Source organism: Enterobacter sp. Crenshaw, assembly GCF_024734705.1.
Taxonomy (GTDB): Bacteria; Pseudomonadota; Gammaproteobacteria; order Enterobacterales; family Enterobacteriaceae; genus Enterobacter; species Enterobacter asburiae_B.
The window spans coordinates 386,091-408,393 of the sequence record NZ_CP102932.1; the positions used below are offsets into that span (position 1 = coordinate 386,091).

Here is a 22,303-nt window from a genome sequence, read left to right on the forward strand (position 1 = left end):
TTTCGCAATCAGAAGTGAAACATCTTCGGGTTGTGAGGTTAAGCGACTAAGCGTACACGGTGGATGCCCTGGCAGTCAGAGGCGATGAAGGACGTGCTAATCTGCGAAAAGCGCCGGCGAGGTGATATGAACCTTTGACCCGGCGATGTCCGAATGGGGAAACCCAGTGCAATTCGTTGCACTATCGTTAACTGAATACATAGGTTAACGAGGCGAACCGGGGGAACTGAAACATCTAAGTACCCCGAGGAAAAGAAATCAACCGAGATTCCCCCAGTAGCGGCGAGCGAACGGGGAGCAGCCCAGAGTCTGAATCAGCTTGTGTGTTAGTGGAAGCGTCTGGAAAGTCGCACGGTACAGGGTGACAGTCCCGTACACGAAAGCACACAGGTTGTGAACTCGAAGAGTAGGGCGGGACACGTGGTATCCTGTCTGAATATGGGGGGACCATCCTCCAAGGCTAAATACTCCTGACTGACCGATAGTGAACCAGTACCGTGAGGGAAAGGCGAAAAGAACCCCGGCGAGGGGAGTGAAAAAGAACCTGAAACCGTGTACGTACAAGCAGTGGGAGCACCTTCGTGGTGTGACTGCGTACCTTTTGTATAATGGGTCAGCGACTTATATTCTGTAGCAAGGTTAACCGTATAGGGGAGCCGAAGGGAAACCGAGTCTTAACTGGGCGTTAAGTTGCAGGGTATAGACCCGAAACCCGGTGATCTAGCCATGGGCAGGTTGAAGGTTGGGTAACACTAACTGGAGGACCGAACCGACTAATGTTGAAAAATTAGCGGATGACTTGTGGCTGGGGGTGAAAGGCCAATCAAACCGGGAGATAGCTGGTTCTCCCCGAAAGCTATTTAGGTAGCGCCTCGTGAACTCATCTTCGGGGGTAGAGCACTGTTTCGGCTAGGGGGCCATCCCGGCTTACCAACCCGATGCAAACTACGAATACCGAAGAATGTTATCACGGGAGACACACGGCGGGTGCTAACGTCCGTCGTGAAGAGGGAAACAACCCAGACCGCCAGCTAAGGTCCCAAAGTCATGGTTAAGTGGGAAACGATGTGGGAAGGCACAGACAGCCAGGATGTTGGCTTAGAAGCAGCCATCATTTAAAGAAAGCGTAATAGCTCACTGGTCGAGTCGGCCTGCGCGGAAGATGTAACGGGGCTAAACCATGCACCGAAGCTGCGGCAGCGACGCTTATGCGTTGTTGGGTAGGGGAGCGTTCTGTAAGCCGTTGAAGGTGTCCTGTGAGGGGTGCTGGAGGTATCAGAAGTGCGAATGCTGACATAAGTAACGATAAAGCGGGTGAAAAGCCCGCTCGCCGGAAGACCAAGGGTTCCTGTCCAACGTTAATCGGGGCAGGGTGAGTCGACCCCTAAGGCGAGGCCGAAAGGCGTAGTCGATGGGAAACAGGTTAATATTCCTGTACTTGGTGTTACTGCGAAGGGGGGACGGAGAAGGCTATGTTAGCCGGGCGACGGTTGTCCCGGTTTAAGCATGTAGGCGGAACGATTAGGTAAATCCGGTCGTTTATTAACGCTGAGGTGTGATGACGAGGCACTACGGTGCTGAAGTAACAAATGCCCTGCTTCCAGGAAAAGCCTCTAAGCATCAGGTAACATCAAATCGTACCCCAAACCGACACAGGTGGTCAGGTAGAGAATACCAAGGCGCTTGAGAGAACTCGGGTGAAGGAACTAGGCAAAATGGTGCCGTAACTTCGGGAGAAGGCACGCTGATATGTAGGTGAAGCCCCTGCGGGTGGAGCTGAAATCAGTCGAAGATACCAGCTGGCTGCAACTGTTTATTAAAAACACAGCACTGTGCAAACACGAAAGTGGACGTATACGGTGTGACGCCTGCCCGGTGCCGGAAGGTTAATTGATGGGGTTAGCGGCAACGCGAAGCTCTTGATCGAAGCCCCGGTAAACGGCGGCCGTAACTATAACGGTCCTAAGGTAGCGAAATTCCTTGTCGGGTAAGTTCCGACCTGCACGAATGGCGTAATGATGGCCAGGCTGTCTCCACCCGAGACTCAGTGAAATTGAACTCGCTGTGAAGATGCAGTGTACCCGCGGCAAGACGGAAAGACCCCGTGAACCTTTACTATAGCTTGACACTGAACACTGGTCCTTGATGTGTAGGATAGGTGGGAGGCTTTGAAGCGTGGACGCCAGTCTGCGTGGAGCCAACCTTGAAATACCACCCTTTAATGGCTGGTGTTCTAACGTAGACCCGTAATCCGGGTTGCGGACAGTGTCTGGTGGGTAGTTTGACTGGGGCGGTCTCCTCCCAAAGAGTAACGGAGGAGCACGAAGGTTAGCTAATCCTGGTCGGACATCAGGAGGTTAGTGCAATGGCATAAGCTAGCTTGACTGCGAGAGTGACGGCTCGAGCAGGTGCGAAAGCAGGTCATAGTGATCCGGTGGTTCTGAATGGAAGGGCCATCGCTCAACGGATAAAAGGTACTCCGGGGATAACAGGCTGATACCGCCCAAGAGTTCATATCGACGGCGGTGTTTGGCACCTCGATGTCGGCTCATCACATCCTGGGGCTGAAGTAGGTCCCAAGGGTATGGCTGTTCGCCATTTAAAGTGGTACGCGAGCTGGGTTTAGAACGTCGTGAGACAGTTCGGTCCCTATCTGCCGTGGGCGCTGGAGAATTGAGGGGGGCTGCTCCTAGTACGAGAGGACCGGAGTGGACGCATCACTGGTGTTCGGGTTGTCATGCCAATGGCACTGCCCGGTAGCTAAATGCGGAAAAGATAAGTGCTGAAAGCATCTAAGCACGAAACTTGCCCCGAGATGAGTTCTCCCTGACTCCTTGAGAGTCCTGAAGGAACGTTGAAGACTACGACGTTGATAGGTCGGGTGTGTAAGCGCAGCGATGCGTTGAGCTAACCGATACTAATGAACCGTGAGGCTTAACCTTACAACGCCGAAGCTGTTTCGGCGAAGAGACGACACGATTTTCAGCCTGATACAGATTAAACAGAATTTGCCTGGCGGCTTTAGCGCGGTGGTCCCACCTGACCCCATGCCGAACTCAGAAGTGAAACGCCGTAGCGCCGATGGTAGTGTGGGGTCTCCCCATGTGAGAGTAGGGAACTGCCAGGCATCAATTAGAAGAACCCCGTACCGTAAGGTGCGGGGTTTTTTGCTTTGCGCCCGGGAAAACATGCCGGATGGCGGCTTCGCCTTATCCGGCCTACAAAATTCACAGGCCCGACAAGCGGATACCACGGCAAAGAGAAACAGGAATACAAAGAAGGGATGTATAAACGCAGAAAAGCAAAAACCCAGCCATAGGCTGGGTTCTTTAAATAGTGGTGCCCGGACTCGGAATCGAACCAAGGACACGGGGATTTTCAATCCCCTGCTCTACCGACTGAGCTATCCGGGCAACGGAGCGCATTAAACCGCAATCACGCTCGATCGTCAACATTATTTCGGGAAAAGCTGTTCAACTGCTTAAGTTTGCGGCAATCTGTCCGCTTTCGCCGTGAAAATGCACAAATCTTCCAGACACAACCAGTGTAATACGGCAATGCTGATAGCAAGAGGAGGACAGTATGGCGAATGACTGGCTTGAACTGCGTCAGCATGCAGATACGGGTATTGAGACGATTAAAGCGCATTTCGAAGGTAATGCCTTTGATCCGCACTGGCACGATAGCTATCTGGTAGGGATAACCCTCTCCGGCACGCAGCAGTTTCACTGCCGCCGTGAGCGTCATCGTAGCCAGCCGGGCGACGCATTTCTCCTCGAACCTGGCGAGATCCACGACGGTGATGCGCCTGTAGAGGGCGGCTTTACCTATTTGACCTTCTATCTGGATGAGCGCTGGCTTACCCGTGCGCTACAAGGGCTTTACGAATCTACTCCCGGGAGTTATTCACTCCACTTTGCCCAAACGTTGACGCGGGAGCCGCAGCTGGTGCGTGCTATCGGTGAGACATTTTCCACCCTGCATAATGACGAGATGAAAATCGTTCAGCAGAGCACAATGGATAATCTGCTCTCCCGGATCACCGCCCACTGCCACTGGCGTAAAAAACTGCCGTCGCAGTTACAAAGCGCTGCCGTGGCGCACCGTGCGCGCGACTATCTCTTTGCTCATATCGGCGAGAACGTAGGGCTGTCAGACCTTGCGCGCGAGACGGGCACGGATCGCTTTACCCTGACGCGCTGTTTTAAGCGCGAGTTCAACCTGGCGCCACACGCATGGCTTATTCAGCTGCGCCTGGCAAAGGCCCGACAGCTGCTGGCGCGTGGTGACCAGCCTGTTGATGTGGCTGCCGCAGTGGGATTTGCCGATCAAAGCCATCTGGGACGTTGGTTTCAGCGTGCTTACCGTATCTCTCCTGCACACTACCGACGGTTGTGCACAAACCTTCCAGACGTTTCCAAAAAATAACGGCACATTCATGGCTCTAATAAAAAGGAGCCACCCGTGAGTTTGATACCCTTTCTGTTGTTCGCATTTGTCGCCTCCATTACCCCGGGGCCGACTAATATTCTCGTGCTGACGAACAGCCAGCACTTTGGCGTAAAAAATACCGTACCTGCTATTCTGGGCGGATGTATCGCGGCCAGTGCGATTGTGCTGGTATCAGGCGCGGGCGCGGGGGAAGTGCTGCGTCAGTATCCTCTGATACGTCAGATAATGAGCTGGACAGGCGTGCTGTGGCTAAGCTGGATGAGCTGGCAGCTGTTTCGCGCCCCGGCAGCCCGTCTCTCCGCTGAGCACCGTATCCGATTCACCGCTCGGGCGGCGGCGCTGCTGCAGGTCGTGAACCCCAAAACCTGGATGATGGCGCTGGCCGTCGTCAGCCTGTTTGCCCCAACTGGCGACCATGCATTGCGGGATATTGCGCTAATGGCGCTATGGTTTCTGCTGATCTCGATAGCCTGTTTGATGTGCTGGGCGTGGTTGGGTAAAGCGGTGAACCGAATTTTTCGCACCACCGTGGCGATGGTGCGGTTTCAGCGCCTGATGGCGCTGTGTCTGCTCGTCTCCGCCTGGGCGGGCATGCTGGCTTAGGTCAGCGCTCCACCCATTCTGCATTGGGCAAAGCGTAGAATATCTTCCGCCAGGCGGTGCGCCGTATCCACATCGGCCTGGCTACGGTTCACCAGCATGCGGCTGAGGCAACCTTCCAGCACCAGCTCCATCTGTTTAGCCACCATCGCAGGGTCATCGACTTCCAGCGTGGTCAGCAGCTCGTGGGTAAAGTCATGCGCCGCCCGTTTTTGCTGATCCGCCAACTGGTGAATAGGATGGCCAGGGTCAGGAAAATAAGTGCAGGCGGCGATGAACAGACAACCCGGGTAGCGGTTGTTGCTGACGCATTCCGTCAGAGCGGTATAGCGCGCCAGCAGCTTTTGCTCCGCGGTCAGTTCTTCATTCAGCATCAGTTGTCTGCGCCAGACATCAACCTGCTGGCTGAGATAGCGCAGGGCATCATAGAGTAGCGCCTCTTTATCTGGCCAGAAGCGCTTAAGTTCATCCAGGGGATAATCGATACGGTCGGCTACCATCTCAAGCGTGGTGCTGGCGATCCCTTGAATCTCAAGTAGTTGCAGGGCTTGTCCCAGTACGTCTTCACGTTGCACGGTTATCTCCTCCGCTATTCCCAACGGTTTGTCCCGCTTAAAGTGTTGTTTACGGTTGGCGATTGCGCAAATGCGCGCTAAATGCCGCAGCATCCATAAACCCGGTTACACGCTGTTCTGGCTGCTCATGGCCCTGTTGATTGAAGAACAGAATGGTTGGCAGCCCGAGCACGTTAAGCTGCTTCAGCAGAGCCTTATCCTGCGCATTATTGGCGGTCACGTTAGCCTGGAGCAAAACGGTCTCTTTCAGGGCGCTTTGCACCTGTGGATCGCTAAAAGTATATTTTTCAAACTCTTTGCAGGCGACACACCAGTCGGCATAGAGATCGAGCATCACCGGTTTGCCATTCGCCTCTGCCAGAGCGCTGTTAAGTTCATCCACGTTTTTTATCTGGGTAAAGTTCAGATGCGCCTGGGTCTGACTCACCGGTGTGCCGAACGCCCAGTCCTGCAGAGGGCGTACGCTCACCAGCGCGGCAGCCAGCAGCAGGATTTGCACCAGGCGCATCCATGGCTTCTTCGCCCCCAGGCTGACGATAAACGCCCAGGCAAAGAATGCTACGCCGAGTATCGCCCACAGGCGCAGACCCCAGGCGTCGCCGATGATACGCTCAAGAAGGAACACCGGCAGCGCGAGGATGACAAAACCAAATGCGGTTTTCACCGTCTCCATCCACGGGCCGCTCTTCGGCAGAAGTCGATTGCCGAAAACCGTGACCAGAATCAGCGGCAGGCCCATGCCGAGCGCGTAGAGGTACAGCGTACCCCCGCCGAGCCACATGTTACCGCTCTGGGCGATGTACAGCAGGATAGCGCTCAGCGGTGCGGTAGTGCAGGGAGAGCAAATCAGCCCGGCAATGGCACCCATCGCGAACACGCCGCCTGCCGAGCCGCCCTGCTGACGGTTGCTCATCAGCGTTAAGCGCGTTTGCAGCGAAGAGGGCAGCTGTAGCGTGAACAGGCCAAACATTGACAGCGCCAACAGGATAAACACCGCTGACAGGCCAATGAGAACATAAGGGTGCTGGAGTGCCGCCTGGAACTGTAACCCGGCAGCGGCAACCACAAGGCCAAGGGCTGTGTAGGTTAGCGCCATTCCTTGCACGTATATAAAAGCCAGCAGCAGGGCGCGGGCAGTAGAAAGACGCTGTTTGCCGCCCAGCACGATGCCAGAGATGAGCGGATACATCGGCAACACGCACGGCGTAAAGGCAATGCCGATACCAATCAGTAACGCCCACAGCGCTGAGAACGGAAGGTCAGCGCGGTCGTTGGTTTTCTCAACCGCAGGGACCGGCGTTACAGCAGCAGACGCTTTCACTTCGCTGAGCGGCACGACTTTCGTTTCCGGTGGATAGCAGAATCCCGCGTCCGCGCATCCCTGATAGGTCACCGTCAGCGTCGCGCCTTTATCCGCCTGATTCACCGTCACGGGCACGCTTAAGCGCTGGCGGTAGATTTCACTCTTACCGTAGAACTCGTCCTCGTGCCACTCGCCAGCGGGCAATTGTAATGCGGCCACGTTTGCCTGGGCAGGGGTAATACTCACCTGCTTGCGATAGAGGTAATAGCCCTCTTTCACCTGCCAGGTGAGCGTCAGATCGTGCTGGTTCTGCTGAAAATCGAAAACAAACGCCTGGTCGGCAGGAATAAAGTTCGAACTGCCGGGCGCGTCAAACAACCCGGCAAAAGCTGACGTGCTGCACAGCAGCAGGATCAGCGTAAGGAAGCGTTGAGCCATGAGAGATAGTCGTTATCGCCATGAACCACTGGCAATACCAGCAGCTCCGGGGTTTGGTAAGGATGATGAGATTTGAGGCAGTCCAGGAGAGCCTGCTGATTCGCCAGATTGGTTTTGAGCAACATCTGGACTTCGTACTCTTGCTCCAGCTTGCCTTCCCAGTAATAAAGGGAGGTGGCACCAGGGAGGAGCGTCACGCAGGCAGCCAGTTTTTCGGCCAGCACTTTGGCGGCGAGATCCTGGGCAGAGGCTTCATCAGGGGCGGTACACAGTACGACAACAGCATCAGGCGTGTTCACAAGTCGACCTCCTCATCACGAAAGGCTTCACTATATCACGCAAGGCGGTTGGTCATTAATGAAACGGGCCGCAGAGCGGCCCGATTTTAACTATTTTTACAACCACTCACCGTTTACAGCACCACGCCGCCAATGATAAAGCCGAGGATCACGCAAAGTGAAATGGCGACCACGCCCGGGATCAGGAACGCGTGGTTAAACACATACTTACCGATACGGGTTGAGCCGGTGTCGTCCATCTCCACCGCCGCCAGCAGGGTTGGGTAGGTTGGCAGAACGAACAGGGCAGAAACCGCCGCGAAAGAGGCAATCGCCGTCAGTGGCGTCACGCCCAGCATCAGTGCCGCAGGCATCAGCGCTTTGGTGGTCGCCGCCTGGGAGTAAAGCAGGGTAGCGGCAAAGAACAGCACCACCGCCAGCAGCCACGGGTAGTTGTGGAGCAGATCGCCAGCGACGGTCTGAATGTCGCTGATGTGCGCTTTCACGAAGGTATCACCGAGCCACGCCACGCCCAGTACGCATACGCAGGCGCTCATACCGGATTTAAAGGTGCTGGCGTTCAGCACTTCGCTGGTGTCGATTTTACAGGTGATGCTAATCAGCGTCGCGATGGTCAGCATAAACACTACAATCGCTTCGTTACGCGGCAGGACAGGGTTCTGGATCAGGCCCACGGTGTCGCTGATGGCGGTCGCGTAGAACATCACCGCGACAATACCGATCAGGAACAGCAGCACGGAGCGCTTTGCGTGCGGCTTCAGCTCGAAGACCTGGCTGCCGCGCAGCCTCACTTCACCCTTGGCGAGGCGTTCCTGGTACACCGGATCGTCTTTCAGTTCGGCGCCGAGGAAGTTACACAGCACGGCAGTGATCATCACCGCGATCAGCGTCACCGGGATACAGATCGCCAGCAGCGTCAGGTAGCTCACGCCCATCGGCTCCAGAATACCGGCGAAGAAGACCACCGCAGCGGAAATCGGCGAGGCGGTAATCGCAATCTGTGACGCGACGACGGCAATTGAGAGCGGACGAGATGGACGGATACCCTGCTCTTTCGCCACTTCGGTAATCACCGGCAGCGTAGAGAAGGCGGTGTGGCCCGTACCGGCGAGAATGGTCATAAACCAGGTCACCAGCGGGGCAAGGAAGGTAATGTATTTTGGATGGCGGCGCAGCATACGCTCCGCCAGGCTTACCAGGTAGTCCATACCGCCTGCCACCTGCATGGCGGCGATAGCGGCAATAACTGCCATGATGATTTCGATAACGTCGAACGGGATTGAGCCGGGTTTAATCTGAAAGATAAGGGTAAGAACGAGCACCCCGAGACCGCCGGCAAAACCAATGCCGATACCCCCGAGTCTTGCTCCCAAATAAATCGCCAACAAGACGATGACGAGTTCTGCTCCAAACATAAGGACCTGCCTTGCTTATTAACAAGTTGATATTGAATTGTTGTATTTAGGTAACGCCTAAAAAGAAAAAAGGCACGTCACAAGTGACGTGCCTTAAGAAGCCTAGCCAGAACGGTTACTGTTCGCTTTCATCGGTATATCGTTTCGCTTTATATGCCGGGTGCATCAGGTTCTGGGCCGAGAAGATATCGTCCAGCTCAGCTTCGGTCAACAGCCCGCGCTCCAGCACCACTTCACGTACGCTCTTACCGGTTTCGGCGCAAATCTTACCGACGATATCACCGTTGTGGTGACCGATGAACGGGTTGAGGTAGGTGACGATCCCGATGGAGTTATAGACATAACCCTCACAGACTTCTTTATTCGCCGTGATGCCGTTAATGCATTTTTCCAGCAGGTTGTAGCAGGCGTTGGTCAGAATGTGGATGGATTCAAACATCGCCTGGCCAATCACTGGCTCCATCACGTTCAGCTGCAGCTGACCCGCTTCAGAGGCCATGGTCACGGTTGTATCGTTACCGATGACTTTGAAGCAAACCTGGTTCACCACTTCTGGCACTACCGGGTTCACCTTGGCTGGCATGATGGATGAACCGGCCTGCAGCTCTGGCAGGTTGATTTCATTCAGGCCAGCGCGCGGACCGGAAGAGAGCAGGCGCAGGTCGTTACAGATTTTGGACAGTTTTACCGCCAGACGTTTCAGGGCGCTGTGTACCATGACGTAGGCGCCGCAGTCGGAGGTGGCTTCAATCAGGTCTTCTGCAGGCACAACCGGCAGGTTAGAGACTTCAGCCAGCTTCTGTACCGCCAGCTGCTGATAGCCATCCGGGGTGTTCAGACGCGTACCGATGGCGGTGGCGCCCAGGTTCACTTCCAGCAGCAGCTCGGAGGTGCGCAGCAGGTTTTTGGTCTCTTCGTTCAGCAGTACGTTAAACGCGTGGAATTCCTGGCCGAGCGTCATCGGCACCGCGTCCTGCAGCTGGGTACGACCCATTTTCAGGATGTCCTGGAACTCAACCGCTTTACGCTGGAAGCCATCACCCAGCTGGTTGATCGCATCCACCAGTTTCACCACAGAGGCATACACCGCGATACGGAAGCCGGTAGGGTAGGCGTCGTTGGTAGACTGGCATTTGTTTACGTGGTCGTTCGGGTTCAGGTACTGGTATTCACCTTTCTGGTGACCCATCAGCTCCAGGCCAATGTTTGCCAGTACTTCGTTGGTATTCATGTTGACGGAGGTGCCCGCGCCGCCCTGATAGACGTCAACCGGGAACTGGTCCATGCATTTGCCGTTGTTCAGCACTTCATCGCAGGCTGCGATAATCGCATTTGCCGCGCTTTTGGGAATGGTTTGCAGCTCTTTGTTAGCCAGTGCTGCGGCTTTCTTCACCATCACCATGCCACGGACAAACTCAGGGATGTCGCTGATTTTGCTGTTGCTGATGTAGAAGTTTTCAATCGCTCTCAGAGTGTGGACACCGTAGTAGGCATCCGCTGGAACTTCCCTGGTACCCAACAAGTCTTCTTCGATACGAATGTTGTTTAACATGTGAACCTTCTTTTCAAGCTGCCGATGGATTGTACTAAACACACAGTATTTATGTGGTTTTGAATATTTTCTGGCCGACGATTATTCCCTCAATCAGCCAGATGTTCGAGATCATATGCTGATGATAGCGAATTGCCGTAAGCTGGATCACTTATTATCGAGCCGATTCCATGATAATTATTAATCTGTGAAATGGGTCACCGCTTTATAATTTCCAAAAAAAATATCCGTGCAAACTGATTGAATTTTCGCTAACCGTCACCATTTCATACAAACGCGCGTCGCGAACACATTCAGACAGGGGCCCGATGGCCTCTGCCACACAGGAGATGCCAGTGCGCTGGATACCGTTTATTGCTTTCTTTCTCTATGTTTACATTGAGATTTCCATTTTCATCCAGGTTGCCCATGTGCTGGGCGTCCTGCTGACGCTGATTCTGGTGATTTTCACCTCCGTCATCGGCATGTCGCTGGTGCGTAATCAGGGTTTCAAAAATTTCCTGATAATGCAGCAGAAGATGGCCGCAGGGGAAAGCCCGGCGGAAGAGATGATCAAAAGCGTGTCGTTGATTATTGCGGGGCTGCTGCTGATCCTGCCGGGGTTCTTCACTGACTTCCTCGGCCTTCTGCTGCTTCTGCCGCCGGTGCAAAAACACCTGACCATGAAGCTGCTGCCGCATCTGCGCTTTAGCCGTATGCCGGGGGGCGGATTCAGCACCGGGCCGGGCGATACCTTTGAAGGGGAGTATCAGCGTAAGGATGAACAGCACGACCGTTTAGACCATAAAGACGATCGGTGATTTTGTTGCCCGGTGGCGCTTCGCCTACCGGGCTTCCGGTAGCGCACCGCGCTTCGGCAAAAACACCCACAGCCCTGCCAGCATGACAATCGCGTACAGACTCTTCCATCCCACCATCGCCAGCAACAGCAGGCAAAGCAAACCCCCGACGACCGCCAGAGCTTTATAGCGACCTTTCAGCAAACGACATCCCGCCAGCATGCACAGCAGGTAGATCATGATGAAAATGCCGTTGGCGTAAACGATCAGTGCGTCAAGATTGATCTTCAGTGCGTAAATACACAGTGTGCTCACCACGCAGCAGCCCAGTACGGCATTCAGGGCATTCAGCGGAAGCTGGCGTTTAGACAGGCGCGAGAGGCGATTCTCTGGTTTGTCGAGCGCCTGCGACCACACCAGCCGGGCAAAGCTCTGGATATAAATATTCAGGCTGGCAAAACAGGCGAGATAGCCGATGACGCAGGCGATCCATAGCGCCTTCACGCCGAACAGTTCCACCACGATACCCGGCAGCGATGCCGCGGCGGCGAGATCCGCTCCGAACGCGTGGAAGTGTAAGACCAGCACGGTACACGCCCAATAGACCGTACCTGCCAGCAGCAGGCCTATCATCAGCGCGCGGGGGAAATCGCGTTCAGGCTGCTTAAATTCAGAGGCCAGATGGGCAAAGGCTTCCAGGCCGACAAAACACCAGAACATGACGGAGAGCGCGGCGAAAAGCTGGGAATGATCGACGTCGGTCAGCGGCGGGAAGGGAATTTCCTTTATTGTGATATCGCCCGCCCACCAGATTGCGACAACGAGCGCGACAATCAGCACCGCAACCAGCGTCTGCAGGTTGGCGCTGGAGCTGGCGCCGCGAGAGCCCACCCACCAGACGAACGCCAGCGTACCCAGCTCGGCCAGCAATAACTGCTCGATATGCCAGCCAAACAGCGCCTGACCAAAGCCGGTCGCAATATGCAACGCCGCAGGAAGGCCAACCGGAATGACGGAGAGAAACAGCCAGCCGGTGACACGCTGCAGCCGCGGGCCAAAGGCCAGTCCGACAAAGTGCGCCACGCCGCCCGCGCTGGGGAAATGCCGCCCCAGGATGGCAAACACAATGGCTATCGGGAAAACCAATACAATCAGCGCCGGCCACGCCCACAGGCTGTTATTTCCAGCCACCAGCGCCGCCAGTGCGGGTACGGCAAACACGCCTGTACCTAACAAGGAGGTTGAGAGCAGTCCGACGCCCTGCGCCAGCCCCAGCTCCTGCTTGAGTCCACTCATTGACATCGCCCTGCCAGTACCAAAAGAGAGGCGATGGTAACACTTTCGCAAATTTTTTTTTCGACTCCCCCTTGAAGGGGGAAAAAGCTATCCCCATCTCTCAGGGCACTAGTCGGAAAACCGCATGCGGGCCGGCGTCATCCATAACTGATAATGACTTTCTCAAAGGAGAGCTATCAATGAGTATTCGTCCGTTACATGATCGTGTGATCGTCAAACGTAAAGAAGTTGAAACCAAGTCTGCTGGCGGCATCGTTCTGACCGGTTCTGCAGCAGCCAAATCAACGCGTGGCGAAATCATCGCTGTCGGTAAGGGCCGCATCCTGGAAAACGGAACTGTGCAGCCACTGGACGTTAAAGTTGGTGACATCGTAATTTTCAACGATGGCTACGGCGTGAAATCCGAGAAGATCGACAATGAAGAAGTGTTGATCATGTCCGAGAGCGACATTCTGGCAATTGTTGAAGCGTAATTTACGCACGAGAATTTGAGGAAATAAGAACATGGCAGCTAAAGACGTAAAATTCGGTAACGACGCTCGTGTAAAAATGCTCCGCGGCGTAAACGTACTGGCAGATGCAGTTAAAGTGACTCTGGGCCCGAAAGGCCGCAACGTAGTGCTGGATAAATCCTTCGGCGCGCCAACCATCACCAAAGATGGTGTTTCTGTAGCACGTGAAATTGAGCTGGAAGACAAGTTCGAAAACATGGGCGCGCAGATGGTGAAAGAAGTTGCCTCTAAAGCGAACGACGCTGCAGGTGACGGTACCACTACCGCGACCGTACTGGCGCAGGCAATCATCACCGAAGGTCTGAAAGCCGTTGCTGCGGGCATGAACCCAATGGATCTGAAACGTGGTATCGACAAAGCTGTCGCCTCCGCTGTTGAAGAGCTGAAAGCGCTGTCCGTACCGTGCTCTGACTCTAAAGCCATTGCTCAGGTTGGTACTATCTCCGCTAACTCCGACGAAACCGTAGGTAAACTGATCGCTGAAGCGATGGACAAAGTCGGTAAAGAAGGCGTGATCACCGTTGAAGACGGTACCGGTCTGGAAGACGAGCTGGACGTGGTTGAAGGTATGCAGTTCGACCGCGGTTACCTGTCCCCATACTTCATCAACAAGCCAGAGACTGGCGCTGTTGAACTGGAAAGCCCGTTCATCCTGCTGGCTGACAAGAAAATCTCCAACATCCGCGAAATGCTGCCAGTGCTGGAAGCCGTTGCGAAAGCAGGCAAACCTCTGGTTATCATCGCTGAAGACGTTGAAGGCGAAGCGCTGGCGACCCTGGTGGTTAACACCATGCGCGGCATCGTGAAAGTGGCTGCGGTTAAAGCACCTGGCTTCGGCGATCGCCGTAAAGCGATGCTGCAGGATATCGCTACCCTGACCGGCGGTACCGTGATCTCTGAAGAGATCGGTATGGAGCTGGAAAAAGCGACCCTGGAAGACCTGGGCCAGGCGAAACGCGTTGTGATCAACAAAGACACCACCACCATCATTGATGGCGTGGGTGAAGAAGCCGCTATTCAGGGCCGCGTGGGTCAGATCCGTAAGCAGATCGAAGAAGCGACTTCCGATTACGACCGTGAAAAACTGCAGGAGCGCGTAGCGAAACTGGCTGGCGGCGTTGCGGTAATCAAAGTCGGTGCAGCGACCGAAGTTGAAATGAAAGAGAAAAAAGCACGCGTTGACGATGCCCTGCACGCGACCCGTGCTGCGGTAGAAGAAGGCGTGGTTGCTGGTGGTGGTGTTGCGCTGGTGCGTGTTGCCGCTAAACTGGCAGGCCTGACCGCACAGAACGAAGATCAGAACGTGGGTATCAAAGTTGCGCTGCGCGCAATGGAAGCTCCTCTGCGTCAGATCGTTTCTAACGCCGGTGAAGAGCCATCTGTGGTTGCGAACAACGTGAAAGCGGGCGAAGGTAACTACGGTTACAACGCAGCAACTGAAGAATACGGCAACATGATCGACTTCGGTATCCTGGATCCAACGAAAGTGACCCGTTCTGCTCTGCAGTACGCGGCATCTGTCGCTGGCCTGATGATCACCACCGAGTGCATGGTCACCGATATGCCTAAAGGCGATGCACCAGACTTAGGTGCTGCTGGCATGGGCGGTATGGGCGGTATGGGCGGCATGATGTAATCGTGCGCTCTACGTCGTAGAATGTGAAAAACCCCCGGGCAGAAATGCTCGGGGGTTTTTCTTTTGGTCATCTTTTAGGTATAAGATTTACACACGGACAACTACTGTCCAGCTTATTGAAAACGAGGAATAACATGCGCGTAAAAGTCTGTGCAGGGATTGTAGGGGCAGCATTGCTGCTGGCGGGTTGTAGCTCCAGCAATGAGCTGTCGGCAGCGGGCCAGGGCGTTCGCTTTGTGGAAGATAAGCCTGGCAGTGAATGCCAGCTGTTAGGCACGGCAACCGGTGAGCAAAGTAACTGGATGTCAGGTCAGCATGGCGAAGAAGGTGGCTCGATGCGCGGTGCGGCGAATGCCCTGCGTAACCAGGCTGCGGCAATGGGAGGTAACGTGATTTACGGCGTGAGCAGCCCAACGCAGAGTATGCTGTCCAGCTTCGTGCCGACCGCCAGCCAGATGAACGGCCAGGTCTACAAGTGCCCGAACTGATTGCCTTTTTCCCTCTCCCTGTGGGAGAGGGTTAGGGTGCGGGGAAACTAGCGCTGCCGCAGCTGCAGATCCAGCGGCGTCTTGCTCGGCTCTCCGCCAATCTCGCGTGCCAGCTTCGGCACCATATAGCCTGAAACCAGCGTTAACAGTTCGCGCATAATCTGCCGGGCTTCTTCATCCGTCACCATGAAATGGGCCGCGCCCTGAACGCGATCCAGCACGTGCAGGTAATAGGGCATCACGCCCGCATCAAACAGGGCATTGCTCAGGTCGGCCAGCACGCGGGCGCTGTCATTGACGCCGCGCAGCAGCACGCTCTGGTTCAGCAGCGTCACGCCCGCTTTACGCAGACGCGCCATCGCCGCGCGAAAGTCATCGTCAATTTCATTCGCGTGGTTAATATGGTTCACCAGCAGCACCTGCAATCTTGACTGCTCCAGGCGTGACACCAGTCCGTCAGTGACACGTGCCGGAATGACAATCGGTAAACGGCTGTGAATACGCAGGCGCTTAACGTGCGGGATGGCTTCAAGCTGAGTCAACAGCCAGTCCAGCTCATGATCTTTTGCCATCAGCGGGTCACCGCCGGAAAAAATAATCTCATCCAGCTCCGGATGGGCGGCGATATAGTCCAGCGCGACCTGCCAGTTGCGTTTATTGCCCTGGTTTTCGGCATACGGGAAGTGCCGACGGAAGCAATAACGACAATTTACCGCGCAACCGCCTTTTACCAGCAGCAGGGCGCGGTTGAGATACTTGTGCAGTAAACCCGGCACCACGCTGTTCTGCTCTTCCAGCGGATCGGTGCTGTATCCCGGTGCGGTGACAAACTCATCCTGCGAAGTAAGCGTTTGTTTTAAAAGTGGATCGTCGGGGTTGCCTTTCTCCATCCGCGCCACAAATGCACGGGGAACGCGCAGGGCGAAAAGGCGTTTTGCCTCGCGGCCTGCAAGCAACTCTGGGTGCTGATCGAGGTCTAAAAGACGCAGCAATTCATCAGGACTGGTGATTACATCGGCAAGTTGCGATAACCAATCTTCTCTGGACGGGGTGTTTAGGGTTACAATATGCGCCATTTTGTGGCTTAGCTACCAGTTAACAAATTTAGAGGGCCTTATGGCAACGTACTATAGCAACGATTTTCGTGCTGGTCTTAAAATCATGATGGACGGCGAACCGTACGCGGTTGAAGCCAGCGAATTCGTTAAACCAGGTAAAGGCCAGGCATTCGCACGCGTTAAGCTGCGCCGTCTGCTGACCGGTACCCGTGTTGAGAAAACCTTCAAGTCTACTGACTCCGCTGAAGGCGCTGATGTTGTTGATATGAACCTGACCTATCTGTACAACGACGGTGAGTTCTATCATTTCATGAACAACTCCACTTTCGAACAGCTGTCTGCTGATGAGAAAGCGGTAGGTGATAGCGCTAAATGGCTGCTGGATCAGGCTGAGTGCATCGTGACCCTGTGGAACGGCCAGCCTATCGCTGTGACCCCACCAAACTTCGTAGAACTGGAAATCGTTGAAACCGATCCAGGTCTGAAAGGTGATACCGCAGGTACCGGCGGTAAACCAGCCAAACTGTCTACCGGCGCAGTGGTTAAAGTTCCACTGTTCGTACAGACTGGCGAAGTGATCAAAGTGGATACCCGCTCCGGCGAATACGTATCCCGCGTGAAGTAATTTACGTCATGATTGAAGGCGCAGCGCCCGCTGCGCCTGATTTTTGCAGGCAGGGATGATGAAACGTACCGTTAAAATTCTGCTTCTGTTAGCGCTTTCCAGTGCATTGCTTTCTGGCTGTAACACCACCCGTGGAATGGGACAAGATATCCAGGATCTCGGTCATATCATTTCTCACGCCGCCAGCTAAGTTCGTCTAATTTTCCTAAAAATGCTTCCTTTTCCGTCAACCGGCGGGATCTTGTCTATTCTTAAGTTGCTATACACAAAACAACTTTGGCTATAAAAGGAAGATATTATGGTTAAGAAGACAATTGCAGCGATCTTTTCAGTCCTGGTACTTTCTTCAGTGTTAACGGCCTGTAATACCACGCGTGGCGTCGGTCAGGATATTTCTGAAGGTGGTAGCGCAATCTCTGGTGCGGCAACTAAAGCTCAGCAGTAATTAACATACGGTACGAGACCAGCGGGTTTCGTACCGTCAGCTTTCTGATTCCTGCAGGGATAAGAACGGAGAAAAACGCGTATCCATATGCAGTTTCATGCGGATATTGCGTTTGTAGGTATAGACCGTTTTTCCATTGATACTCAGGTGAGCGGCAATTTTTTGATTGCTTGCCCCGTCCATCCACAATGTCAGCACTTTCTCTTCCTGCCGGGTCAGCAAGGGGGCGGCTGCCGTTGGCCTTTCAGCGCTGGCGCGCGAGTTTAATGCGTCGTTGATAGTCGTTGCCACTTCTTCGAGACTGGCGTTTTTCAACAGCGACGACCACACCGGGAACTGTCCGAGCCAGTCGGTCATACCGCGGTCCTCTCCCGATTGCAGCATAATAAACGGTAATCGTTCACTGGCGTTAAGCAAGGACGAGAGCTGCTGAAAATGATGAATATCCTGCCTGAAGCCGTACAGGTCGGCGATGACCAGCGTGGGTTTCCATTGCAGAATGTGCTCCCTGGCAAGGAACAGATTATTTAGCCCGGTCACAACGTAGTGTCCCGGGAACAAACCGGAATGATTGAGCCATGCTTCAAACCCCGTGCGGGTGAAGTGACAACGGTCAATCAAAAGAATTTTGAACATATTTTATTCGCAGTCGGCTAGTGGTTTGGCTTCCTGCCATCAGAAAGCACATCATCATAGAGAAGTCGGATGAGTGCTAAATGCCGGAACTACGCGCCATACTGCGGCTATTTCTTGCCTTAACGTGTTCAGCAAAAAATGATTGAAAAAAAATAGCACGCTAACCACAATATGGGGCGTAATCTCTGCCTTACGGGACGACCCGTAAGCGTTTCTTTCACCGGGGACGGCCCCAACTTGAATTAAGTTAAGGAGCCTGAAATGTCCTGGATCATTCTTTTTATTGCTGGCCTGCTCGAAGTGGTATGGGCAATTGGTCTCAAGTACACCCACGGATTTACCCGCCTGACGCCCAGCGTCATAACCGTCACCGCAATGATCGTGAGTATTGTCCTGTTATCCTGGGCGATGCGCTCGCTGCCTGTGGGAACGGCTTATGCCGTCTGGACGGGTATTGGTGCGGTGGGGGCCGCCATCACCGGCATTCTGCTGCTGGGAGAGTCAGCGAGTCTGGCGCGTATCGCCAGCCTCGCCTTGATTGTGGCCGGCATCGTTGGGCTGAAGCTCAGCACCCATTAATGGGGCTGTTTTACCCAGATGAGCTTTGACACATCAAACCCTTGCCGGGTCGCGACGTCCAGCATTTGCTGTTTCATTTCTGACGAAATAGTTGGCGTGCGGGAAAGTATCCACAAATAGTCGCGATCCGGCCCGCAGACCAGCGCGTGACGGTACTCTCTGTCGAGCGCGATCACGTTATAGCCGCCATAAAACGGGCCGAAGAAAGAGACTTTGAGCGCGGCCCGTCGCGGGTCGCCCGTGAAGTATGCTTTCCCAATCGACTGCTGCCACATCTCCCGATCGGGATTATAGCCCCGGTTGATCACCTGAATACCGCCATCATCCATCGGGCTGTAATTCGCAGTGACCTTCTCTAAGCCCTGCTCAAACCGATGGTCGAGGCGCGCGATTTCATACCATGTTCCAAGGAAGCGTTGTGCATCAAAAGGCGAGACGACGGTAACGCCTGGAGGTGGGGTAGGGGAACTGCAGGCAACCACTAAAAACGCGGCTGTCACCGCGGCGATAACAGGCAGAATGCGCATAGGAGTTTCCTTACTGTTTTTTGTTAAGTGTAGATGACGGCAAGGAAAATGTGGTTTTTGTGCGGTGTGTTTCGCCGGGTGGTCACCCCGTGAATTTTGTAGGCCGGGTTAGGCAAAGCCGGCACCCGGCAATGTTTTACTGCAGCGCGTCGAGGATACGGTATGCCGCCTCAACGCGTGCCGGGTTCGGATAGCTTTTATTCGCCAGCATCACAATGCCGAGCTGCTTTTCGGGAATAAATGCCACGTAGCTGCCAAACCCGCCGGTAGAGCCTGTTTTATGGACCCAGGATGCGTTGACCGGGGGCGCCGGTGGATTCACTTCTCTCGCAGGCAACGGTGCCAGCGCCACCTTATTGTCGCTACCTTCAACCACGGTTTTGGCATCGACCGGCCAGTTAAGCATTTCCCAGCCTAACCCCTGATACATGGCACCCACGCGCCAGTAGCGAGACTGCGCCAGGGTAATGCCTTTCCTGAGTGAACTATCCTGAAGCGAGTCCGGCTTCATGTTGACCATCACCCAGTTTGCCATATCCTGCACGTTGGTTTTTACGCCATAGGCTTCAGCGTCCAGCATGCCTGGCGAAACGTGTACCGCTTTACCGTCGCGGTATCCCCAGGCGTAATGCGGCTCTTCCGCTTTCGGAACGTTAATCCAGGTATGGTCCAGCTTGAGCGGCTTAAAGACCCGCGTCGTTATGGCCTGCTCATAGCTCATGCCGGAAGGTTTGACCGCCAGCGCGCCAAAAAGACCGATGCTGGCGTTGGCATAAAGACGCGTGGTGCCCGGCTTCCACTGCGGCTGCCAGTTTTGATAAAAGCGCAGCAGAGAGGCGTTATCCGTGACCTCATCCGGTACCTGTAACGGCAAACCTCCTGCGGTATAGGTTGCCAGATCCAGCATGCGGATCCCCTGCCACTGCTTGCCTGTCAGCTCAGGCCAGTATTTTGTCACCGGATCGCCCAGCGATATTTCACCCCGAGCAATGGCATCGCCGCCCAGCACGCCGGTGAAGGTTTTACTTATAGAACCCAGCTCGAATAAGGTTTGTGGGGTGACAGGTTTGTTCGCCGCAACATCGGCTTTACCGAAGGTAAAGTAGTGCGGCTGACCCTGATAAATCACCGCCACCGCCATACCCGGAATGGCCTGCGCTTTCATCAGCGGCGTAACGGTACGTTCCACCACCTCAGCCAGCTGTTTTTCTGACATCGGGGCAGCCAATACCGAGCAGGAGGTGCTGAGCAGCAGGGCGCAGCAAAGGGATTTAGTCATCATCAGTTATCTTCCGTAATAGCAGTTCAAGGGAGTGTCCGGGCCCGTCAGACCGCTGTAGTCTGTTGGATTTGACTATGGCTGACAAACGGTTAAATTTAGCATTAGCTGTTAATTTTTCTAACGGACGAGACCATGACGCGCAGCTATCTCCCTCTTAATTCCCTGCGGGCGTTTGAAGCAGCCGCCAGGCATCTCAGTTTTACGCATGCCGCTATCGAGCTGAACGTCACCCATTCCGCGATTAGCCAGCACGTAAAGGCGCTGGAGCAGCACCTTAATTGCCAGCTGTTTGTCCGCGTTTCGCGTGGCCTGATGTTGACCACCGAAGGCGAGAATTTGCTGCCGGTGCTGAATGACTCGTTCGATCGCATCGCCGGAATGCTGGATCGTTTTGCCAGCCAGCGCGCTCAGGAGAAGCTTAAAATAGGTGTGGTAGGGACTTTTGCCACGGGAGTTTTATTCTCGCTGCTTGCGGACTTTCGCCGCTGCTATCCGCATATTGATCTTCAGCTTTCCACCCATAACAATCGCGTCGACCCGGCGGCTGAAGGGCTTGATTACGCCATTCGCTACGGTGGCGGCGCGTGGCATGGAACCGATGCTGAATTCCTTTGCCCTGCGCCGCTGTCTGCGCTCTGTACACCCGACATTGCCTCCTGTCTAAAAAGCCCGGCAGATATCCTGAAGTTTACCCTGCTGCGCTCCTACCGGCGCGACGAGTGGGCTGCGTGGATGCAGGCAGCGGGTGAACATCCTCCCTCACCGACGCACCGGGTGATGGTGTTTGATTCGTCCGTGACCATGCTGGAAGCCGCGCAGGCAGGCACAGGGATTGCCATTGCGCCTGTCGACATGTTTACCCATTTACTCAGCAGCGAACGCATCGTGCAGCCGTTTGCAACGCAGATTGACCTCGGCAGCTACTGGCTGACAAGACTACAGTCACGGACAGAAACGCCCGCAATGCGCGAGTTTGCCCAGTGGCTGGTGGGGAAGATGCAGAAATAAAAGGCCCGCCGGATGGCGGGCCAGAAGCGTCAGATGGTGACCACGGCAATCAGCGTCACCACGGTCAGGATGGTCGCCAGACCGTAGAACACCCATTTACCGCTCGGTACATGGATTTTCAGGTCATGCATCGCATGGTGAATACGGTGCAGACCACACCACAGCGGCAGGACGATCATCAGGAAGATGAACACGCGGCCGATAAAGCTGCTCGCGAACGCCAGCACGCGCTCGTAGCTCAGCGCATCGCCCGGGAACAGCCCCAGCGGCAGCATAATGCCGACCAGCAGGATGATGACGGGGGCGATGATGGCACTCCACATGCCGCCTGCGCCAAACAGGCCCCAGAAGACCGGCTCGTCAGAACGTTTTGGATTTGGATTGATCACAGGTGTCTCCTTACCAGAACAGTGCGACAAACAGAATGACCACAGTGACCAGAATCGTCACTGCCCAGAGCCCTTTAATCACCGGCTCTGGCCCCATTTTCTCGTCTTTTATGATGATGTTCGCCGCTTTTGGCGCCAGCTCAAACCAGGTCTTGGTATGAAGCAGCGCGGCCGCGAGCACGATCAGGTTCAGAACCACAATGATCGGGTTTTGCAGGAACCCGACAAAGCTGGCCCAGGCTTCCGGGCCATGCTTGAGGGCAAAAACGCCGTACATCAGCTCAAGGCTGAACCAGACCGCCGGTACCGCCGTGCCTTCACGCAGCATGTAGAAGCGATAAAACGGCAGGTTTTTCCACCAGGTGGACGGCACAGGCCGCACATAGGCTTTGCGTTTAGTCGTCATCAT

23 protein-coding genes, 1 tRNA gene and 2 rRNA genes are annotated in these 22,303 nt (G+C 54.8%); 13 read left to right on the top strand and 13 right to left on the bottom strand.

Annotated elements, in window-relative coordinates; translation table 11 throughout:
* Positions 1-36 precede the first annotated feature (36 nt).
* Positions 37-2,942: ribosomal RNA gene (locus tag NWV12_RS01780) — 23S ribosomal RNA — on the top strand.
* 69 nt (positions 2,943-3,011) lie between these two features.
* Positions 3,012-3,127, top strand: a 5S ribosomal RNA gene (gene rrf, locus NWV12_RS01785).
* A gap of 210 nt (positions 3,128-3,337) precedes the next feature.
* On the opposite strand, the gene NWV12_RS01790 is transcribed toward rrf, so the two are convergent.
* Positions 3,338-3,413: transfer RNA gene (locus tag NWV12_RS01790), tRNA-Phe, on the bottom strand.
* Between the two features lie 169 nt (positions 3,414-3,582).
* Here NWV12_RS01790 and NWV12_RS01795 point away from each other — a divergent pair.
* A complete protein-coding gene (locus tag NWV12_RS01795) occupies positions 3,583-4,428 on the top strand; it encodes an AraC family transcriptional regulator (RefSeq protein WP_048980823.1) in 846 nt (281 codons plus the stop codon).
* Positions 4,429-4,464: 36 nt separating this feature from the next.
* Complete coding sequence (locus NWV12_RS01800; RefSeq protein WP_048980825.1) at positions 4,465-5,055, top strand: LysE family translocator; 591 nt, start codon at positions 4,465-4,467, stop codon at positions 5,053-5,055.
* Here the strand turns inward: NWV12_RS01800 and NWV12_RS01805 are convergent.
* The 5 genes from NWV12_RS01805 to aspA form a co-directional block, all read right to left on the bottom strand.
* Positions 5,052-5,627, bottom strand: coding sequence for a transcriptional regulator (locus NWV12_RS01805; protein ID WP_032641387.1), 576 nt, complete (start codon positions 5,625-5,627; stop codon positions 5,052-5,054). The two genes, NWV12_RS01800 and NWV12_RS01805, sit on opposite strands and share 4 nt — an antisense overlap.
* 49 nt (positions 5,628-5,676) lie before the next feature.
* A complete protein-coding gene (locus NWV12_RS01810; RefSeq protein ID WP_048980827.1) occupies positions 5,677-7,368 on the bottom strand; it encodes a protein-disulfide reductase DsbD in 1,692 nt (563 codons plus the stop codon).
* The gene (gene cutA / locus NWV12_RS01815) at positions 7,344-7,667 is read right to left on the bottom strand and encodes a divalent cation tolerance protein CutA (RefSeq protein WP_014168278.1); all 324 of its coding nucleotides are present in this window, start codon (positions 7,665-7,667) and stop codon (positions 7,344-7,346) included. Before cutA ends, NWV12_RS01810 begins: the two co-directional genes overlap by 25 nt.
* Before the next feature lie 113 nt (positions 7,668-7,780).
* On the bottom strand, positions 7,781-9,082 hold the full coding sequence (locus NWV12_RS01820; RefSeq protein ID WP_048980828.1) for an anaerobic C4-dicarboxylate transporter: 1,302 nt from the start codon (positions 9,080-9,082) through the stop codon (positions 7,781-7,783).
* 115 nt (positions 9,083-9,197) lie between these two features.
* Positions 9,198-10,634, bottom strand: a complete 1,437-nt coding sequence (gene aspA / locus NWV12_RS01825) for an aspartate ammonia-lyase (protein ID WP_003855923.1) — start codon at positions 10,632-10,634, stop codon at positions 9,198-9,200.
* Between the two features lie 335 nt (positions 10,635-10,969).
* Here aspA and NWV12_RS01830 point away from each other — a divergent pair, with 335 nt between their 5' ends.
* Entirely contained in the window at positions 10,970-11,434 is a 465-nt protein-coding gene (locus NWV12_RS01830; protein WP_023616652.1) for an FxsA family protein, read from the top strand.
* A gap of 24 nt (positions 11,435-11,458) precedes the next feature.
* On the opposite strand, the gene yjeH is transcribed toward NWV12_RS01830, so the two are convergent.
* Complete coding sequence (gene yjeH, locus NWV12_RS01835; RefSeq protein WP_101744424.1) at positions 11,459-12,709, bottom strand: L-methionine/branched-chain amino acid transporter; 1,251 nt, start codon at positions 12,707-12,709, stop codon at positions 11,459-11,461.
* 179 nt (positions 12,710-12,888) lie between these two features.
* Here yjeH and NWV12_RS01840 point away from each other — a divergent pair, with 179 nt between their 5' ends.
* From NWV12_RS01840 to NWV12_RS01850, 3 genes are all read left to right on the top strand, one after another.
* Positions 12,889-13,182, top strand: coding sequence for a co-chaperone GroES (locus NWV12_RS01840; protein ID WP_003855929.1), 294 nt, complete (start codon positions 12,889-12,891; stop codon positions 13,180-13,182).
* 31 nt (positions 13,183-13,213) lie between these two features.
* Positions 13,214-14,857 carry a chaperonin GroEL gene (gene groL / locus NWV12_RS01845; protein ID WP_014882201.1) on the top strand — a complete coding sequence of 548 codons (1,644 nt, stop codon included), beginning with the start codon at positions 13,214-13,216 and terminating at the stop codon, positions 14,855-14,857.
* A 134-nt stretch (positions 14,858-14,991) separates the two neighbouring features.
* The gene (locus tag NWV12_RS01850; protein ID WP_023310115.1) at positions 14,992-15,345 is read left to right on the top strand and encodes a DUF4156 domain-containing protein; all 354 of its coding nucleotides are present in this window, start codon (positions 14,992-14,994) and stop codon (positions 15,343-15,345) included.
* A 47-nt stretch (positions 15,346-15,392) separates the two neighbouring features.
* Here NWV12_RS01850 and epmB read toward each other — a convergent pair whose 3' ends face one another.
* A complete protein-coding gene (gene epmB / locus NWV12_RS01855) occupies positions 15,393-16,421 on the bottom strand; it encodes an EF-P beta-lysylation protein EpmB (protein ID WP_039261006.1) in 1,029 nt (342 codons plus the stop codon).
* Positions 16,422-16,461: 40 nt separating this feature from the next.
* On the opposite strand from epmB, the gene efp reads away from it, so the two are divergent.
* From efp to ecnB, 3 genes are all read left to right on the top strand, one after another.
* On the top strand, positions 16,462-17,028 hold the full coding sequence (efp, locus tag NWV12_RS01860) for an elongation factor P (RefSeq protein ID WP_010427766.1): 567 nt from the start codon (positions 16,462-16,464) through the stop codon (positions 17,026-17,028).
* Positions 17,029-17,086: 58 nt separating this feature from the next.
* Positions 17,087-17,218 (top strand): entericidin A/B family lipoprotein, encoded by a 132-nt coding sequence (locus tag NWV12_RS01865; protein WP_024907352.1) that lies wholly within the window; start codon positions 17,087-17,089, stop codon positions 17,216-17,218.
* Between the two features lie 108 nt (positions 17,219-17,326).
* The gene (ecnB, locus tag NWV12_RS01870; RefSeq protein WP_003025482.1) at positions 17,327-17,473 is read left to right on the top strand and encodes a lipoprotein toxin entericidin B; all 147 of its coding nucleotides are present in this window, start codon (positions 17,327-17,329) and stop codon (positions 17,471-17,473) included.
* A 36-nt stretch (positions 17,474-17,509) separates the two neighbouring features.
* Here ecnB and NWV12_RS01875 read toward each other — a convergent pair whose 3' ends face one another.
* The gene (locus tag NWV12_RS01875; RefSeq protein WP_033144453.1) at positions 17,510-18,109 is read right to left on the bottom strand and encodes a LuxR C-terminal-related transcriptional regulator; all 600 of its coding nucleotides are present in this window, start codon (positions 18,107-18,109) and stop codon (positions 17,510-17,512) included.
* Between the two features lie 261 nt (positions 18,110-18,370).
* Here NWV12_RS01875 and sugE point away from each other — a divergent pair, with 261 nt between their 5' ends.
* Positions 18,371-18,688: a quaternary ammonium compound efflux SMR transporter SugE gene (gene sugE / locus NWV12_RS01880; RefSeq protein WP_008502938.1), complete on the top strand. Its 318-nt coding sequence runs from the start codon at positions 18,371-18,373 to the stop codon at positions 18,686-18,688.
* On the opposite strand, the gene NWV12_RS01885 is transcribed toward sugE, so the two are convergent.
* Positions 18,685-19,215 (bottom strand): lipocalin family protein, encoded by a 531-nt coding sequence (locus NWV12_RS01885; RefSeq protein ID WP_023310119.1) that lies wholly within the window; start codon positions 19,213-19,215, stop codon positions 18,685-18,687. The two genes, sugE and NWV12_RS01885, sit on opposite strands and share 4 nt — an antisense overlap.
* A 136-nt stretch (positions 19,216-19,351) precedes the next feature.
* Entirely contained in the window at positions 19,352-20,497 is a 1,146-nt protein-coding gene (locus tag NWV12_RS01890) for a cephalosporin-hydrolyzing class C beta-lactamase ACT-145 (protein WP_048980831.1), read from the bottom strand.
* Positions 20,498-20,629: 132 nt separating this feature from the next.
* Between NWV12_RS01890 and ampR the strand changes: the two genes are divergently transcribed.
* Entirely contained in the window at positions 20,630-21,505 is an 876-nt protein-coding gene (ampR, locus tag NWV12_RS01895; protein WP_048980833.1) for a LysR family transcriptional regulator AmpR, read from the top strand.
* Positions 21,506-21,534: 29 nt separating this feature from the next.
* On the opposite strand, the gene frdD is transcribed toward ampR, so the two are convergent.
* Positions 21,535-21,894, bottom strand: a complete 360-nt coding sequence (frdD, locus tag NWV12_RS01900) for a fumarate reductase subunit FrdD (protein WP_000609653.1) — start codon at positions 21,892-21,894, stop codon at positions 21,535-21,537.
* Between the two features lie 10 nt (positions 21,895-21,904).
* A complete protein-coding gene (gene frdC, locus NWV12_RS01905) occupies positions 21,905-22,300 on the bottom strand; it encodes a fumarate reductase subunit FrdC (RefSeq protein ID WP_032662400.1) in 396 nt (131 codons plus the stop codon).
* Between the last annotated feature and the right edge of the window lie 3 nt (positions 22,301-22,303).

What these genes read in the sequence shown, in the direction of transcription:
- NWV12_RS01810 (WP_048980827.1), bottom strand. Translation starts at nt 7,368, where the DNA reads ATGGCTCAACGCTTCCTTACGCTGATCCTGCTGCTGTGCAGCACGTCA.
- ampR (WP_048980833.1), top strand. Translation starts at nt 20,630, where the DNA reads ATGACGCGCAGCTATCTCCCTCTTAATTCCCTGCGGGCGTTTGAAGCA.
- yjeH (WP_101744424.1), bottom strand. Translation starts at nt 12,709, where the DNA reads ATGAGTGGACTCAAGCAGGAGCTGGGGCTGGCGCAGGGCGTCGGACTG.
- efp (WP_010427766.1), top strand. Translation starts at nt 16,462, where the DNA reads ATGGCAACGTACTATAGCAACGATTTTCGTGCTGGTCTTAAAATCATG.
- sugE (WP_008502938.1), top strand. Translation starts at nt 18,371, where the DNA reads ATGTCCTGGATCATTCTTTTTATTGCTGGCCTGCTCGAAGTGGTATGG.
- NWV12_RS01795 (WP_048980823.1), top strand. Translation starts at nt 3,583, where the DNA reads ATGGCGAATGACTGGCTTGAACTGCGTCAGCATGCAGATACGGGTATT.
- NWV12_RS01890 (WP_048980831.1), bottom strand. Translation starts at nt 20,497, where the DNA reads ATGATGACTAAATCCCTTTGCTGCGCCCTGCTGCTCAGCACCTCCTGC.
- NWV12_RS01875 (WP_033144453.1), bottom strand. Translation starts at nt 18,109, where the DNA reads ATGTTCAAAATTCTTTTGATTGACCGTTGTCACTTCACCCGCACGGGG.
- NWV12_RS01820 (WP_048980828.1), bottom strand. Translation starts at nt 9,082, where the DNA reads ATGTTTGGAGCAGAACTCGTCATCGTCTTGTTGGCGATTTATTTGGGA.
- aspA (WP_003855923.1), bottom strand. Translation starts at nt 10,634, where the DNA reads ATGTTAAACAACATTCGTATCGAAGAAGACTTGTTGGGTACCAGGGAA.
- NWV12_RS01840 (WP_003855929.1), top strand. Translation starts at nt 12,889, where the DNA reads ATGAGTATTCGTCCGTTACATGATCGTGTGATCGTCAAACGTAAAGAA.
- frdC (WP_032662400.1), bottom strand. Translation starts at nt 22,300, where the DNA reads ATGACGACTAAACGCAAAGCCTATGTGCGGCCTGTGCCGTCCACCTGG.
- NWV12_RS01850 (WP_023310115.1), top strand. Translation starts at nt 14,992, where the DNA reads ATGCGCGTAAAAGTCTGTGCAGGGATTGTAGGGGCAGCATTGCTGCTG.
- epmB (WP_039261006.1), bottom strand. Translation starts at nt 16,421, where the DNA reads ATGGCGCATATTGTAACCCTAAACACCCCGTCCAGAGAAGATTGGTTA.
- NWV12_RS01885 (WP_023310119.1), bottom strand. Translation starts at nt 19,215, where the DNA reads ATGCGCATTCTGCCTGTTATCGCCGCGGTGACAGCCGCGTTTTTAGTG.
- ecnB (WP_003025482.1), top strand. Translation starts at nt 17,327, where the DNA reads ATGGTTAAGAAGACAATTGCAGCGATCTTTTCAGTCCTGGTACTTTCT.
- groL (WP_014882201.1), top strand. Translation starts at nt 13,214, where the DNA reads ATGGCAGCTAAAGACGTAAAATTCGGTAACGACGCTCGTGTAAAAATG.
- NWV12_RS01865 (WP_024907352.1), top strand. Translation starts at nt 17,087, where the DNA reads ATGAAACGTACCGTTAAAATTCTGCTTCTGTTAGCGCTTTCCAGTGCA.